The sequence below is a fragment of the Aquabacterium sp. genome, from assembly GCF_035476535.1.
Classification (GTDB): domain Bacteria; phylum Pseudomonadota; class Gammaproteobacteria; order Burkholderiales; family Burkholderiaceae_C; genus Pseudaquabacterium.
The window spans coordinates 16,114-30,598 of sequence record NZ_DATILJ010000105.1 but is presented as its reverse complement, the minus strand read 5'-3'; the positions used below and the strand labels follow the sequence as shown (position 1 = coordinate 30,598).

15 protein-coding genes are annotated in these 14,485 nt (G+C 70.3%); 11 read left to right on the top strand and 4 right to left on the bottom strand.

What is annotated here, in order from left to right; all coding sequences use genetic code 11:
* The 5 genes from VLK61_RS10660 to VLK61_RS10640 form a co-directional block, all read left to right on the top strand.
* Window positions 1-279 (top strand): oligopeptide/dipeptide ABC transporter ATP-binding protein (locus tag VLK61_RS10660; protein ID WP_325420945.1); only part of this gene is annotated, 279 nt, incomplete at its 5' end.
* On the top strand, window positions 276-1,241 hold the full coding sequence (locus VLK61_RS10655; protein WP_325420943.1) for an ABC transporter ATP-binding protein: 966 nt from the start codon (window positions 276-278) through the stop codon (window positions 1,239-1,241). The genes VLK61_RS10660 and VLK61_RS10655, both read left to right, overlap by 4 nt.
* Window positions 1,238-2,524: an amino acid deaminase gene (locus tag VLK61_RS10650; protein WP_325420942.1), complete on the top strand. Its 1,287-nt coding sequence runs from the start codon at window positions 1,238-1,240 to the stop codon at window positions 2,522-2,524. Before VLK61_RS10655 ends, VLK61_RS10650 begins: the two co-directional genes overlap by 4 nt.
* A gap of 9 nt (window positions 2,525-2,533) precedes the next feature.
* Complete coding sequence (locus VLK61_RS10645) at window positions 2,534-3,427, top strand: MurR/RpiR family transcriptional regulator (protein WP_325420941.1); 894 nt, start codon at window positions 2,534-2,536, stop codon at window positions 3,425-3,427.
* Window positions 3,424-4,938 carry an N-acyl-D-amino-acid deacylase family protein gene (locus VLK61_RS10640; protein WP_325420939.1) on the top strand — a complete coding sequence of 505 codons (1,515 nt, stop codon included), beginning with the start codon at window positions 3,424-3,426 and terminating at the stop codon, window positions 4,936-4,938. Before VLK61_RS10645 ends, VLK61_RS10640 begins: the two co-directional genes overlap by 4 nt.
* On the opposite strand, the gene VLK61_RS10635 is transcribed toward VLK61_RS10640, so the two are convergent.
* Window positions 4,833-6,065: a PQQ-dependent sugar dehydrogenase gene (locus VLK61_RS10635; protein ID WP_325420937.1), complete on the bottom strand. Its 1,233-nt coding sequence runs from the start codon at window positions 6,063-6,065 to the stop codon at window positions 4,833-4,835. The two genes, VLK61_RS10640 and VLK61_RS10635, sit on opposite strands and share 106 nt — an antisense overlap.
* 220 nt (window positions 6,066-6,285) lie before the next feature.
* Here VLK61_RS10635 and VLK61_RS10630 point away from each other — a divergent pair, with 220 nt between their 5' ends.
* From VLK61_RS10630 to VLK61_RS10605, 6 genes are all read left to right on the top strand, one after another.
* Entirely contained in the window at window positions 6,286-7,512 is a 1,227-nt protein-coding gene (locus VLK61_RS10630; protein ID WP_325420935.1) for a YjgN family protein, read from the top strand.
* Window positions 7,509-8,579, top strand: a complete 1,071-nt coding sequence (locus VLK61_RS10625) for a M48 family metallopeptidase (RefSeq protein ID WP_325420933.1) — start codon at window positions 7,509-7,511, stop codon at window positions 8,577-8,579. Before VLK61_RS10630 ends, VLK61_RS10625 begins: the two co-directional genes overlap by 4 nt.
* A gap of 124 nt (window positions 8,580-8,703) precedes the next feature.
* Window positions 8,704-9,432, top strand: coding sequence for a FadR/GntR family transcriptional regulator (locus VLK61_RS10620; RefSeq protein WP_325420931.1), 729 nt, complete (start codon window positions 8,704-8,706; stop codon window positions 9,430-9,432).
* A gap of 171 nt (window positions 9,433-9,603) precedes the next feature.
* On the top strand, window positions 9,604-9,744 hold the full coding sequence (locus VLK61_RS10615; RefSeq protein ID WP_325420929.1) for a hypothetical protein: 141 nt from the start codon (window positions 9,604-9,606) through the stop codon (window positions 9,742-9,744).
* A gap of 12 nt (window positions 9,745-9,756) precedes the next feature.
* Window positions 9,757-11,196 carry an aldehyde dehydrogenase family protein gene (locus VLK61_RS10610; protein WP_325420927.1) on the top strand — a complete coding sequence of 480 codons (1,440 nt, stop codon included), beginning with the start codon at window positions 9,757-9,759 and terminating at the stop codon, window positions 11,194-11,196.
* A 69-nt stretch (window positions 11,197-11,265) separates the two neighbouring features.
* A complete protein-coding gene (locus tag VLK61_RS10605) occupies window positions 11,266-12,240 on the top strand; it encodes a Bug family tripartite tricarboxylate transporter substrate binding protein (RefSeq protein WP_325420924.1) in 975 nt (324 codons plus the stop codon).
* A gap of 11 nt (window positions 12,241-12,251) precedes the next feature.
* Here VLK61_RS10605 and VLK61_RS10600 read toward each other — a convergent pair whose 3' ends face one another.
* The 3 genes from VLK61_RS10600 to VLK61_RS10590 form a co-directional block, all read right to left on the bottom strand.
* Complete coding sequence (locus VLK61_RS10600) at window positions 12,252-13,208, bottom strand: DUF2145 domain-containing protein (protein ID WP_325420922.1); 957 nt, start codon at window positions 13,206-13,208, stop codon at window positions 12,252-12,254.
* A gap of 10 nt (window positions 13,209-13,218) precedes the next feature.
* Window positions 13,219-13,662 (bottom strand): hypothetical protein, encoded by a 444-nt coding sequence (locus tag VLK61_RS10595; protein ID WP_325420920.1) that lies wholly within the window; start codon window positions 13,660-13,662, stop codon window positions 13,219-13,221.
* Window positions 13,663-13,798: 136 nt separating this feature from the next.
* The gene (locus tag VLK61_RS10590) at window positions 13,799-14,440 is read right to left on the bottom strand and encodes a hypothetical protein (protein WP_325420918.1); all 642 of its coding nucleotides are present in this window, start codon (window positions 14,438-14,440) and stop codon (window positions 13,799-13,801) included.
* Between the last annotated feature and the right edge of the window lie 45 nt (window positions 14,441-14,485).

Sequence of the window (14,485 nt, the reverse complement as noted above, 5' to 3'; positions counted from 1 at the left end):
CGGCCGCAGCATCCCTACACCCAGGGGCTGCTGGCCTGCCTGCCGGGGCACCAGCGCGGCAAAGCGGCGGGCGCGGCATCCGGCAAGCGGCGGCTGTATGCCATTCGGGGCCAGGTGTCCAGCCCGCTCGCCCCGCCGCCGGGCTGCGCCTTCGAGCCGCGTTGCGACCGGGCCATCGGAGCCTGCAAGGACGCGATGCCCGCGTTGGTCGTCGACGAAGCCGGGCGGGGGATGCGCTGCATCGTCCCGGCCGTGGCCAGGATCGGGGAGGACGCATGAACGGCGCGACGCCGCTGATCGAGGTGCGCAACCTGCAGAAGTTCTTCGGGCCGGCATCGCGCCCGGTGCGCGCGGTGGACGACGTCTCGTTCGAAATCCACAGCGGCGAGACGCTGGGCCTGGTCGGCGAGTCGGGTTCGGGCAAGAGCACCATCGGGCGGGCGCTGCTGCGCCTGGTCGAAAGCACCGCCGGCAGCGTGAAATACCGTGGCGAGGACCTCGGCAGTGCCTCGGACAGCCGCATGCGGTTCTTGCGCAGCAAGTTGCAGATCATCTTCCAGGACCCGTATGCCAGCCTGAACCCGAAGATGCGCATCCGCGACGTGCTGGCCGAAGCGCTGGCCACGCATGGCCTGGCGCAGGGCAAGGGTGAATCGGAAGCCCGCATCGCCGAGCTGCTGCAGCGGGTCGGCCTGCGCGCCGAGCACGCCAGCCGCTATCCGCATGAATTTTCCGGCGGCCAGCGCCAGCGCATCGGCGTCGCACGCGCGCTGGCGGTGGCGCCCGAGTTCATCGTCGCCGACGAACCGCTGTCGGCGCTGGACGTGTCGATCCAGGCGCAGGTGGTGAACCTGCTGTGCGATCTGCGTGAGCAGTTCAAGCTGACGATGCTGTTCATCTCCCATGACCTGGACGTCGTCGAGTACCTGTGCGACCGCGTGGTCGTGCTCTACCTCGGCCGGGTGATGGAGGTCGCACCCACCGAAGCGCTGTTCGCGAAACCGCTGCATCCGTACACGCAGGCGCTGCTGGCCGCATCGCCCAAACCCGACCCGGAGCTTGCGCTGGTGCATGTGCCTCTGATGGGCGACATGCCGAGCCCGCTGAACCCGCCCTCGGGCTGCGGGTTCCGCACCCGCTGCCCGCAGGCCATTTCCGCTTGCGCCGAACAGCGGCCGATGCTGGAAGAATCCAGCCCCGGCCGCTGGACGGCCTGCATCCGAAAGGAGCTGTTCACATGACCGATGCCATGCCCCCCGCGCTCAGCGATGTGCTGGACCCGCTGATCGATGCCCACAGCAAGGGCTTTCCGCAGAGCAGCCCGCCGCTGCGCCGTTCACAGATCGGCGCGCAGGGCTGGCGCGTGTTCGATGGTGACCTGCCGCTGCCTTTGGCCGTCATCAAGCGCGACACCTTGCAGCACAACCTGGGCTGGATGCAGGGCTTCGCGAACGATCGCAGCATCGGCCTGGCACCGCATGGCAAGACCACCATGTCGCCGCAGCTGTTCCAGCGCCAGCTGGCGGCCGGCGCCTGGGGCATCACCTTTGCCACCGTCGGCCAGCTGCGCATCGGGGTTGCAGCCGGCGTGCGCAACGCGCTGATCGCCAACCAGGTGATCACCGCCATCGATCTGGCCGGCATCACCGCGCTGCAGGCGGCGCACCCGGACCTGCGCGTGCTGTTCCTGCTGGATTCGCCGGCGCAGCTGGCGCTGATCGAAGGCACGCACCCGGCCACGCCCTTCGAGGTGCTGCTGGAGGTCGGCGTGCCCGGCGGCCGCACCGGCTGCCGCACGCATGAGCAGGCGATGGCGCTGGCCCGCCGCGCGCACGACAGCGCAGCGGTGCGCCTGTGCGGCGTCGAGTGCTACGAAGGCCTGGGCGCGATCAACGACGACGTGGCCGACGCGGCGTATGCCGATGCACTGCTGCACCGTGTCTACGAGGTCGCCCGCCAATGCGACCGCGACAACCTATTCAACAGCGACGAGATCATCCTGTCGGCCGGCGGCTCGGCGATCTTCGACCTCGTGGCGCAGCAGCTGACGCCGCACCTGAAGCGCAAGGTGCGCGGCCTGTTGCGATCGGGCTGCTACATCACGCACGACCAGGGCAGCTACAAGCGCTACATGGCCTCGGTGAACCGCCGGCTTGGTTGCGCGGCCGACAACGGCTTGCACGCCGCGCTGGAAGTGTGGGCGGCGGTGCAGTCGCTGCCCGAGCCCGGCCTGGCCATCCTGGCGGTGGGCAAACGCGACATCTCCCACGACATCGAGATGCCGCTGCCGCTGGGCTTCGTCACCCGCGGCAGCCACCGCATGCAGCACGCGCCGGCCGACTGGAAGATCAGCGCGCTGAACGATCAGCATGCCTACCTGCGGTTCGATGGCGCCAGTCTGCGCGTGGGTGATCTCGTCGCGCTCGGCATCTCGCACCCCTGCACCACCTTCGACAAGTGGCGCTGGATGCCCATCGTCGATGGCGACTACCGCGTGGTCGACGCGCTGGTGACCTGCTTCTGAATGACCCTCATGACCCCCAGCGTCCTGAACAAGATCACCGAGCTGCTGGCCGACACCACCTTGCCGGCCGCCCGCCGTGCGCCGCTGGAACTGATCCTCGCCGACCCCGAGCGGGCGCTGAACGAAAGCTTCGAGTCGCTGGCCGAACGCTCGGGCAGCTCGGTGCCGACCATCATGCGTGCGGTGCGCGATCTGGGCTCTGCCGGCCTGCGTGAATTCAAGCTGGCGCTGGCGCAGGAAATGGCGGTCAGCGGCTCGCCGCTGCACCGCCGCGTGAACCTGGGCGACAGCACCGAGCAGGTGGTCTCCAAGGTCATCAAGAGCGCGGCCGCCGCGGTGAACGGCGTGCAGGCGCAGCTCAGCACCCAGGCGCTGGAAGCCGCGGCCGACGCGATGGTGCGCGCCAGCCGCGTCGACTGCTGGTGCGTGGGCGCAACCTCGGGTTTCATGGCCTCGGACATGCAGGCGCGACTGTTCCGCATGGGGCTGGTGTCCAACGCCTACCTCGACCAGCACCTGCAGCTGGTTTCGGCCGCGACGCTGGACGCCGGCGGCGTGGCCTTCGCGATCTCGCATGTCGGCGGCATGCCCTCGCTGATGGAAGCCGTGGCCGTGGCCCGTGCGCAGCGCGCCACGGTGATCGCACTGACGCAGGCCGGCACGCCGCTGGCGAAGCAGGCCGACATCGTGCTGGGCATCCAGGTGCCCGACGATCCGGTGATGCACGTGGGCACCGAGGCCTACCTGGCGCACCTGACGGTCATCGAGGTGCTGACGGTGCTGATCGCACAGCGCCTGGGCGACAAAGCCGTCGCGCGGCTACATGGCGTGCGCCAGGTGCTGGCCACGCATGGGCTGGACACGCGCCACCATCCGCAACTGAACTGGGGCGCGCCGGAATGAGCCGCGGTCACCTGCTCGAAGGCGGCCTGGTCGTCGATGGCTCGGGTACCGTTGGCCGCGCTGAAGACGTGTTATTGATCGATGAACGCATCGCGGCCATCGGCCCCGACCTGCGGGCCCGGCACGATCTGAACGGCATCGCGTGCCACGACTGCCGCGGCCTCGCCGTGGCCCCCGGCTTCATCGACGTGCACACCCACGACGACGCCATCGTGCTGCAGCAGCCGGATATGCTGCCCAAGCTGTCGCAAGGCATCACCACGGTGATCGCCGGCAATTGCGGCATTTCGCTGCTGCCGTGGCAGACGGACGATGCGCCGGCCCCGCTGAACCTGCTGGGCCGCGAGTCGTTCCGCCATGCCACCTTCGCCGATTACGCGAAAGCCTTCGAGCAAGCGCAGCCGGCGCTGAACACCGCCCTGCTGATCGGCCACACCACGCTGCGCTTCGCGGCGATGCGCTCGCTGGACCGTGCGGCCCGCGGCGATGAACTCGAGCACATGGCCACGCTGCTGGACCAGTGCCTGGCGGACGGTGCGATCGGCCTGTCGTCTGGCCTGTTCTACGAACCCGCGTTCGCCGCGCCGAAAGAAGAAGTGCTGCGCCTGGCGCAGGTGGTGGCACGCCGCGGCGGCGTTTACGCCACGCACCTGCGCAGCGAGATGCAGGCCATCATCGAGGCGCTGCACGAGGCCGGCGACACGGCGTTCGAGGCCGGCGTGCCCTTGGTGATCTCGCACCACAAGTGCGCCGGCCCGGCGAATTGGGGCCGCACGCGCGAAACGCTGCCGCTGATCGAGCAGCTGGCGCAGCGCCAGGCGCTGGCGATGGACGTCTACCCCTACACGGCAGGATCGACGGTGCTGCGTGAAGATCTGGTCGACGGCGTGATCGATGTGCGCGTCACCTGGTCCGACCCGCATCCCGAAGCCGAAGGCCGGCTGCTGGCCGACATTGCCGCCGACTGGGGCTGCAGCCAGCAGCAGGCCTGCCGCCGGTTGCAGCCCGGCGGCGCCTGCTATTTCCAGATGCACGAGGACGATGTGGCGCGTGTCGTCGCCCACCCCTTGGCGATGATCGGCTCCGATGGCCTGCCGCACGACCGCCACCCGCACCCGCGGCTGTGGGGCGCGTTCCCGCGCGTGCTGGCGCGCTACTGCCGCGAGCAGCAGTTGTTCCCGCTGGAACAGGCGGTGCACAAGATGAGCGGCCTGTCGGCACGCCACTTCCGGCTGCATCAGCGCGGCCAGCTGCAGGCCGGCTGGTTCGCCGATGTCGTCGTGTTCGACCCGGCCCGGGTGCAGGACCGGGCGAGCTACGAAGCGCCGCTGGCCGTCAGCGAAGGCATCCACACGGTCTTCGTCAACGGCAGGCTGAGCTACCGCGGCGGCGAATTGCGGGCCCTTCAGCGCAGCGGCCGCCTGCTGCGGCGCCACGCCGCGCCCAGCAGCAGGCCACCGGCCAGCAGCGCCCAGCTGGCCGGCTCGGGCACGGCATTGGCGAAACGGTAGACATTGCCATCCAGGCCCATCATGTACAGATTGCCGAGGCCGTCTTCGCCGAACGATGTGAGCGTGAAACCACCGAAGGGCGTGCCCAGCTCCGCTGTGCGCTCGGTGAACTCGGCGACCACGCCGCCGCTGTTGCGCAGCGAGAAGATCTTGCCGGAGTTGAAGTCGCCGAAGAAGTAGCTGCCGTCCAGCCCGGCCTCGCCGCTGCCGCGGTAGACATAACCACCGATCACCGTGCCGCCCATGCTGCCGTGCGGGTAGTCGAAGAACGGGTCGACGGCCCCGGGCGGCGCCGGATCGGCCACGTTGGGGTTGTCGATCGAGCCCTCGCGCGCTCGCCAGCCGTAGTTGCGGCCGCCGGCGGTGGCCGCCGATTCGAAGTCGATTTCCTCGCGCGCGTCCTGGCCGACATCGGCGATCCAGAAATCGCCGGTCTGGCGGTCGACGCTGTTGCGGTAGGGATTGCGCAGGCCGTAGGCCCAGATCTCGTCGTTGCCGGCTGTGGCGCCGGCGAAGGGATTGCCGGCCGGGATGCTGTAGCCACCGCCGGCCAGCGGCGTGACGCGCAAGATCTTGCCGAGGTTGTTGTGGATGTCCTGCGCCGAGCCGCTGGGGTTGTTGCTGTCGCCGCCGTCGCCGGTGGCGATGTAGAGCTGGCCGGGGTCGGTGGCGCGGAAGCCGATCCAGCCGGCCTTGTGGTTGGTCTGGCCGGGAATCTGCGCGACGCTGAGGATCAGCTGCGCCGAGCCGGGATTGGCGGTGTTGGATGCGGCGGACGGCGCGGTGTAGGCCGCCACGACAGTGTTCAGCGTGGTCTTGTCGATGTAGTCGACATAGAAGCGGCCGTTGCTCGCGAACTGCGGGTCGAAGGCCAGGCCCAGCAGCCCGCGTTCATCGGTGGCGTCGACCAGCCCACTGAGGTCCAGGTAGGTCGACACGCTGCCGCCCTGCATCACCTGGATGCGGCCGGTCTTCTCGACGACGAACAAGCGGCTGTCGCCGATCGGCGCGGTCAGGAACAGCGGCTGGTCGAAACCGGAACCCACCAGCGTTGGACTGAGGGCCCAGGCCGGACCGGTGAGGCCGGTGCATCCCGCGACGAGCGACAAGGTCAGCAAACTGCGCATGGTCGGTCTCCTGGTGAATGCTGCGAACGCGCCATCGGGCCTGCCCAGACCCGGTGACCAGGCCACGGCAAGCGTGTCTGGTCGCGAGGGGAACATGGGCAATCCTCGTGCCTGCAGCGCCAGGCGGCTGCATAGAATGCGCCGGCGTCCCGGAGGGCCTGGGCGCGCGGCATCGGGCCGCGAGGGTGGCCAACGCAGCCAGCACCCCAAGGGAGGAACCATGGATTTCCAGAACACCGTGCCGCTGGACGGTGCGGCCGGCCGCTCAGCGGCGCCGATTCGCGTGCCGGCACAGGCCACCGCCAGCACCGACGCACGCGGTGACGAACAGCGGCTGCCGGTGCGCTTCACCGGCTCGGGCAGCGAGTACTTCCGCATCTGGATCGTCAACCTGCTGCTGATGCTGGTGACGCTGGGCTTCTACTACCCCTTCGCCAAAGCCCGGCGGCTGCGCTACTTCCACGACAACACGCGGGTCGGCGAGCACGCGCTGGGCTTCCATGGCGAGCCGATGAAGATGCTGCGCGGCTACCTGCTGATGCTGCTGTTCGCTGGCTGTTATGCCGGCGCCGGTTATGTGTCGCCGACCGCCGGCATCGTCGCCGCGCTGCTGTTCGCGGCGCTGTGGCCGGCGCTGTGGCGGGCTTCGCTGCGCTTCCGGCTGGCCAACACCAGCTGGCGCGGTCTGCGGCTGCGCTTCACCGGCAGCACGGCCGATGCCTACCGCGCGCTGCTGCCGCTGCTGCTGCCCGGCGCGCTGTTCATCGCGTTGTCGGCCGCGCAGCGTGGCGGCGCCGAGCCGGGTGCCGCCTCGATGGCGGCCAGCGGGCTGTTGCTGCTCAGCATGCTGGCGCTGGTGGGACTGTGGCCGCTGGGCCTGGCGTGGATCAAGCGCTACCAGCATGGCCACTACCGTTACGCCGGCGAGACCAGCACGCTGCAGACACGCACCAGTGCGTTCTACGGCATCTGGCTGGTGATGCTGCTGGTCAGCCTGGTGCCGCTGGGGCTGATGATCCTGCTGCTGGCGATCGGCGGGTTCGCGCTGGTCGCCAGCGGCGGCAAGGCGGTCTGGCCCCTTGTGCTGATGACACTCGGCGGGATCGGCTTCTACCTGTCGCTGTTCTTCGTCAGCCAGCCCTACTTCACCGCGAAACTGCAGAACCTGGTGTGGAGCAGCACGCGCTCCACGCACCTGCGCTTCGAGAGCGATCTGCGCTTTCGGGCGCTGGCGCTGCTGACCTTCAAGAACTTCCTGCTGATGTGCGTGACGCTGGGCTTGTACCGGCCCTTTGCCGCGATCCACACCGCGCGGCTGCGGCTGGAGGCCGTGCAGCTGCATGCCAGCGGCGACATCGCTTCGTGGGCCAGTCCGGCGGCAGGCCGTTTCGACGATGCCTCGGGCGACGCGGCCGGCGACCTGCTGGGCATCGACATCGGCTTGTGAACCCCGACCGCGCGCCAACCACCTGCGCCGCCGAGTACTTCGACGGCCTGCAAGCCACGGCACGCCCAGTGCACCTGAGCATCCGCGAAGGCCGGCTGCACATCACCGGCGATGGTGTGGCCTTGCAGGTGCCTGTGCGGGCGGTGTCCTGGCCCGAGCGCCAGCGCCATGGCATGCGCCAGGCCTACCTGCCGGGCCACGGCCTGCTCAGCTGCGCCGACGGCCCGGCCTGGGACGCCTGGGCCGGCGCCAGCGGTTTGTCGGACAGCCTGCTGGTGCGCGGCATGCAAAGCTGGCGCTGGGCGCTGCTGTCGCTGGTGCTGCTGGTCGGCGTGGTGTTCGCGGCCTACCGCTGGGGCACGCCCTGGGCCGCGCAGGCCTTGCTCGCGCTGTGCCCACCGGCGGTGGACGAGCAGATCGGCGATGCGGTCTTCCAGAACATCGAAAAGCAATGGCTGCAAGCCAGCAAGCTGCCCGCCGAGCGCCAGGCCAGCCTGCGCACGCGCTTCGAACAAGCGGTGCAGCGCAGCCAGGCGGCGCAGCCCACTGGCCCGCTGCCGCGCTGGACGCTGCACTTCCGCGGCACGCCCGAACGCGGCATCGGCGCCAATGCCTTCGCGATGCCGGGCGGCCACATCGTCGTCACCGATGCGATGGTCGAGTTGCTGGCCGACCGGCCCGATGTGCTGGTGGGCGTGCTGGGCCATGAGCTGGGCCATGTGCAGCACCGCCACAGCATGCGCATGCTGGTTCAGGCCACGCTGCTGGCGGCGCTGTCGTCGGCGGTGATCGGCGACTTCTCGGCGCTGCTGACGGCGGCGCCGGCGATCCTCGGCCAGCTGGCCTATTCGCGCGACTTCGAATACGAAGCCGACGAAGCCGCCGCGCGGCTGATGCGCGCCAACGGCACCGATCCGGCCGCCTTCGGTGTGCTGTTCGAGCGCATCGCGGCGCAGCGCGCGCAGGTCGCCGGCAAGGACGGTGGCGCGCCGTCGGAACTGCCGATCGGGCTGTCCTCGCACCCGCCGGATGCGGAACGCGTGCGGCGCATCCAGGCGACGCGCTGAGCAAGAGTAGGCCCGCACGGCCTTGGTACAGTTTGAAACACTTGGGTCATGTCATCAGTTGTCAGACAATAGGCTGACGACGCGCACCGACCCACCGCCATAGGCCCTGACCGCTGTACCGACCATGATCTCGATCCCCCTCGGCCGCCGCAGGCCCCGCACCCTGGCGCTGGAACTGGTGGAGTCGCTCGGCGGGCGCATTCGTGACGGTCGATTGCAAGCAGGCGACCGGCTGCCGACCGAGTCGGCCATCATGGCCGAGTTCATGGTCAGCCGCACCGTGGTCCGCGAGGCCTTGTCCAAGCTGCAGGCCGCCGGCCTGGTGGAGACGCGGCATGGCATCGGCACCTTCGTACTGGGCATCGGCAGTGCCCCGGGCTTCACGATCTCGCCGGAGCAGTTCGGCACCTTGCGCGATGTCATCGCCGTGCTCGAGTTGCGCATCGGCGTGGAAACCGAGGCCGCGGCGCTGGCCGCCCAGCGCCGCACCGAGGGCAATCTGCAAGCCCTGCGGCGTGCGCTGGATGCGGTGGCGGCCAGCCTGGAGGCCGGCCGCGATGCAGTGGACGCCGACTTCCAGTTCCACCTGGAAGTGGCCCGCTCGACCCAGAACCCCCATTTCGAGGACCTGATGAGCACGCTCGGCAGCATGATCATTCCGCGGTCCCGGCTGGAGTCCGCCAGCAGCCCGAGCGCCGAGGGGCAGCAGTACCTGCGGCGCGTCAACGCCGAGCACGAGAGCATCTTCGACGCCATCGCCAGCCAGGACCCCGACGCCGCGCGTGCAGCCATGCGCACGCACCTGGCCAACAGCCGCGAGCGGCGGCGGCGCGCCCAAACGGAAGTGAACTGAAACCGGCCCGCGCAGGCAGGCAGCCGCGCGTGAGGGTTTTCCCTTGCTATGATGCGCAGATCAAGTTGTACGATGACTGATCACAAGATGTCTAAATGACACCCGTCCTTCGCGCTGCTCAGGGATCGAAGGACACCCTGAACCTCCTGGCCTCCGAAAACCCATCCATCCATGTCGCCCCAAGAACTCCAGAGCGTGAAGGCCACGCTGGTCCGCCACCGTGCCGCGCCGCTGCGGCCGCCCTTGTCCGAGTTGCCGCCCAGCGAAGTCGACGAACTCGGCGCGCTGATCTCCCGGCTCGGCCCGCAGTAGGCGACCGCGGCCATGTTCAAGAACCTCATCGGCGGCGAGTGGGTCAACGGACCCCGCGTCTCGCCCAACATCAACCCGTCGGACACCCGCGACCTGATCGGCCTGTACGCCCAGGCCGGCCCCGAGCACGCGCAGCAGGCCGTCGCCGCCGCGCAGGCCGCGTTCCCGTCATGGAGCCTCAGCACGCCGCAGCAGCGCTTCGACATCCTGGACGCCGCCGGCACCGAGATCCTGGCCCGGCGCCAGGAACTGGGCGACCTGCTGGCGCGCGAGGAAGGCAAGACTCTGCCCGAAGCCGTGGGCGAGGTGGTGCGCGCCGGCAACATCTTCAAGTTCTTCGCCGGCGAGGCGCTGCGTCCGGGCGGCGAGGCGCTGGCCTCGGTGCGGCCCGGCGTGGGCGTGGAGGTCACCCGCGAGCCACTGGGCGTGGTGGGTCTCATCACGCCCTGGAACTTTCCGCTGGCCATCCCGGCCTGGAAAGTGGCGCCGGCCCTGGCCCATGGCAACTGCGTGGTGCTCAAGCCGGCCGAGCGGGTGCCCGGCTCGGCCTGGGCCCTGGCGGACATCCTGCACCGCAGCGGCCTGCCCCGGGGCGTGTTCAACCTGGTGATGGGCCGCGGCAGCGACGTGGGTGCCGTGCTGCTGGGCGACCCGCGCGTGGCCGGCATCAGCTTCACCGGTTCGGTGGTCACCGGCCGCCGGGTAGCGGCGACCTGCACCGCGCGCATGGCCAGATTCCAGCTCGAGATGGGCGGCAAGAATCCCTTCGTGGTGCTGGACGATGCCGACCTCGACGGCGCCGTGCAGTGCGCGCTGCAGAGCGGCTTCTTCTCCACCGGCCAGCGCTGCACCGCGTCGTCGCGGGTGATCGTCACCGAAGGCATCCACGACCGCTTCGTCGCCGCGCTGGTCGACCGCATGAAGACCCTGAAGGTCGACGACGCCCGCAAGCCGGGCACCGACATCGGCCCGGTGGTCGACGAGCGGCAGCTGGCGCAGGACCTGGAGTACATCGCCATCGGCCGCGCCGAGGGCGCCACGCTCGCGGCAGGCGGCACGGTGCGCGAGCGCAATGCCGACGGCGCGCCCGGCTTCTACCTGAGCCCGGCGCTGTTCACCGAGACGAGCCCCGCGATGCGCATCAACACCGAGGAGATCTTCGGCCCGGTGCTCAGCGTGCAGCGGGTGAAGAACTACGACGAGGCACTGGCCACCGCCAACGACACGGCCTTCGGCCTGGCCAGCGGCATCGCCACCACCTCGCTGCGCCATGCCACGCACTTCAAGCGCCATGCCCAGGCCGGCATGGTGATGGTCAACCTGCCGACGGCCGGGGTCGACTACCACGTGCCCTTCGGCGGCCGCAAGGGCAGCAGCCACGGGCCGCGCGAACAGGGCCGCCACGCCGCCGAGTTCTACACCGTGGTGAAGACGGCCTACACACAAGCCTAGACTCGGCCCTGAGCGGCCAGCACGCTCACGGGCCACCACCGATGGATCGCCACCTACCGGAGATATGACATGACAAGCACCCACCGCCGCCAGCTGCTCGTGGCAGCCACCTCGCTGCTGGCCGCGGGCACCCTGCCCGCCGCGGCCCAGGACTGGCCGGCCAAGCCCATCCGCATCGTGGTGCCGTACACACCCGGCGGCTCGTCCGACATCATCGCCCGCGCCATCAGCCAGCCCTTGTCGGAAGCCCTCAAGCAGACGGTGGTGGTGGAGAACAAGCCCGGGGCCAACGGCAACACCGGCACCGACCTGGTCGCCAAGTCGCCGGCCGACGGCTACACCTTGCTGCTGTGCGATGTCGGCGCGCTGGCCATCACGCCCTCGGTCTACACCAAGCTGAGCTTCGATCCGGGCAAGGACTTGCAGGGCGTGGGCATGCTGGCCTATTCGCCGCACCTGCTGGTGGTCCACCCGTCCGTGCCGGCGAACAACCTGAAGGAGCTGGTGGCGCTGTCCAAGACCACGCCGCTGAACTTCGCGGTGACGGCGATGGGCAGTGCACCGCACCTGGCCGGCGTGGCGGTGCAGGAAGCCGTCGGGGCGAAGTGGACCTACATCCCGTACAAGGGCGGCTCGCAGGCGATCCAGGACACCGTCGGTGGCCAGACCCAGGTGCTGATGAACGGCATGCTGGCCACGCTGCCGCACGTGCAGTCGGGCAAACTCAAGGTGCTGGGCGTGTCGCGGTCCGCCCGCGCCGCGCTGCTGCCGCAGGTGCCGACCATCGCCGAGCAGGGCGTCAAGGGCTTCGAGTCCGGCACCTGGCAAGGCGTGCTGGCACCGGCCGGCACGCCGCCGGCCGTGATGGCGCGGCTGGCCGCCGAGCTGACCCGCATCATCCGCTCGCCCGAGGTGCGCTCGCGCCTCAGCGCCCAGGGCGCCGAGGTCTACACCATGTCGCCGCCGGAGTTCACGCAGTTCTTCGCACGTGAGCGTGCCAAGTGGGCGGTGGTGGTCCAGCAGAGCGGCGTGCGGCTCGACTGAAGCACGCGGCCTCAGTCCAGCGTGATCACGGCGTCGCCAGGCCCGGGCTGGCAGCCCTCGGCGATCGGCGACCAGCCGCGATGCACCACCACCTGCGGCCCGCGGTGGCAGAACTCGATGCGCTGGGCCCCGGGCACGCGGGCCTGCACGAAGGCCTCGATCGAGGCCGGCATGCTGACCTGCAGGCTCAGGCGCGCCAGGTCCTCGGGCGGATGGTCGTCGCTGTGCAACCAGGGCAGCATCGCGCCCAGCCACAGCCACAGGCGGCTGCCCACATCGATGCGCGTGGCGGCATAGCCCTGGTCCTGCAGCCAGCGCTGCGCGCGGGGCCGCGCCGGACCCTCCGCCTGATCGGCCGCGGCCCCCCAGGCCAGCGCCAGCAGCTCCACCAGCCACTGGTTGCAGTTCTGGTACAGCGTGCTGAACGCATGGGCATTGGCGCTGTAGGCCGCGCCGAGCAACTGCAGCGCCTGCGCGTTGTCCAGTGCCACACGCTCCAGCGCCGCCGCATCGCCCGGCGGCAGCAGCAGCACCGAGACATAACCCAGCATCGCATCGTCCGTACCGCTGACGAAACCGGCCAGGCCCTGGTCGTACAGCCGCGGCCGGCCTTCGTCGCAGGCGTAGTACAGCTGGCGCACCGACCAGGGCGTGTTGGCGCTGGCCTGCAGGCTGATGCCGGCATGCGAATAGCGCTGCTGGAAGCGGCTCAGGTCCAGGCCCGAGCGCGAGACCAGCGCCAGGCGCTGGCCCGAGGCCTCCAGCTCGGCCTTGATCAGCGCACTGAAGCGGAACAGCGTGTCCTGCTGCGCGGCGCTCAGCGTCAGCGGCTGATCGCAGGACCGTAGCGAACCGGCCTGCGCCGAGGGATGCGATCCGGCCCGCGCCGGCGGCCCCGGCGCCAGCAGCAGCGCCCCCAGTAGCAGCGCGGTGCCCAGCACCCGCCGCGCGGCGCAAGCTTGCCGCATCAGGCCACGATCACAGGGCGACGGGGCGGCTCGGCAGCTCGCGGTACCAGTCGTCTTCCAGCACCAGGAAGAAGGCCTCGCGGCTCTCGGCCTTCGCGAACTGGATGCCGTAGGGGCGTTGGCTGGCGTTCACCACCTGACCGGCGGCCAGCCGGGCCTGCACCACCACCGGCTGCGGCACGTAGAGGAACAGCGCGCCCTGCTCGCTGTCGTCGGCCACCGCTTGCAAGGCCAGGCGCTGCAGACCCGGCTGCTCGGCCACCACCGTCACTTCGATGATGCGGTAGTCGCCCTGGGCGATGCCGGTGGCCTTGGACGAACTGTCGCTGGACTTGCGGATCGAGGTCGAGACGCTGCCCACCGAGGCCGACCCGCCCTCCGACGCCGACGACGCGGCGGTGCTGGCGGCCAGCGCCGGCAGTTGCGCGGCGCCCAGCAGCACGGCCAGGGACATGAGACGGGACAAGCGGTGGGACAAATGGCGGCATAAGGGGCGGTGCATGCGGACTCCGGGCGTTTCAACAGGGGCCCGGCGAGGATACCGCGCCCTCGTGGCGCGCCACGGTGGCATGACGGGCGCAGCACGCGTCTCAGCGAAAGACCATCAACAGCCCGCCGGTGACAGCCAGCGCCGCGGTCCAGGCCTGGCGCGACGCCGTGCCGCTCAGCAGGCGCGGGTGCAGGGCGACGCCGCGGCACACACCAGTGGCAATAACGCCGATGGTGATCAGCATCGCCGCCGTGTGCAGGCCAACGGCGGCCCCGGCCAGCACCAGCGAGCCCGAGGCCGTGATCTCGCGGGCCGGGTTGTCGGCCAGGCACAGCGGCACGAGTGCCGGCACCAGCATCAGCCCGGCTCCGTGCGCGGTGGCCATCAGGAAGGACCACAGCAAGAGGCCCGCGTGGCCGGTCATCCTGCGGGGTGGCCGGCTGGCGCGCGCGCACGGACCGGCGCCGCGCAGCAGGCGGAGCAGCGCGGCAGCAACGAGCAGTGCGCCAGCCAGGCCCTGGACCAGCGCACGGTCCAGCGCCTGGCCCTGTGCGAAGGCGAGCGCCACCAGCACGATCGACGCGGCATGCCCCGCGGCGATGGGCAGCAGCGCACGCCGCACCTGCGCGCCACCGCCCGCCTGCACGCCCCAGGCGGCGGCGAACATCCAGCCGGTCGCCGGGCTCAGCCCGTGAAGAGCGCCGAGGCCGGCGACGGCCAGCCAGGGCCACAGATCGGCCATGGTGCGGGCCTGCTGGCGTGGCGCGGTGCGACTGGGCCGGGCGGG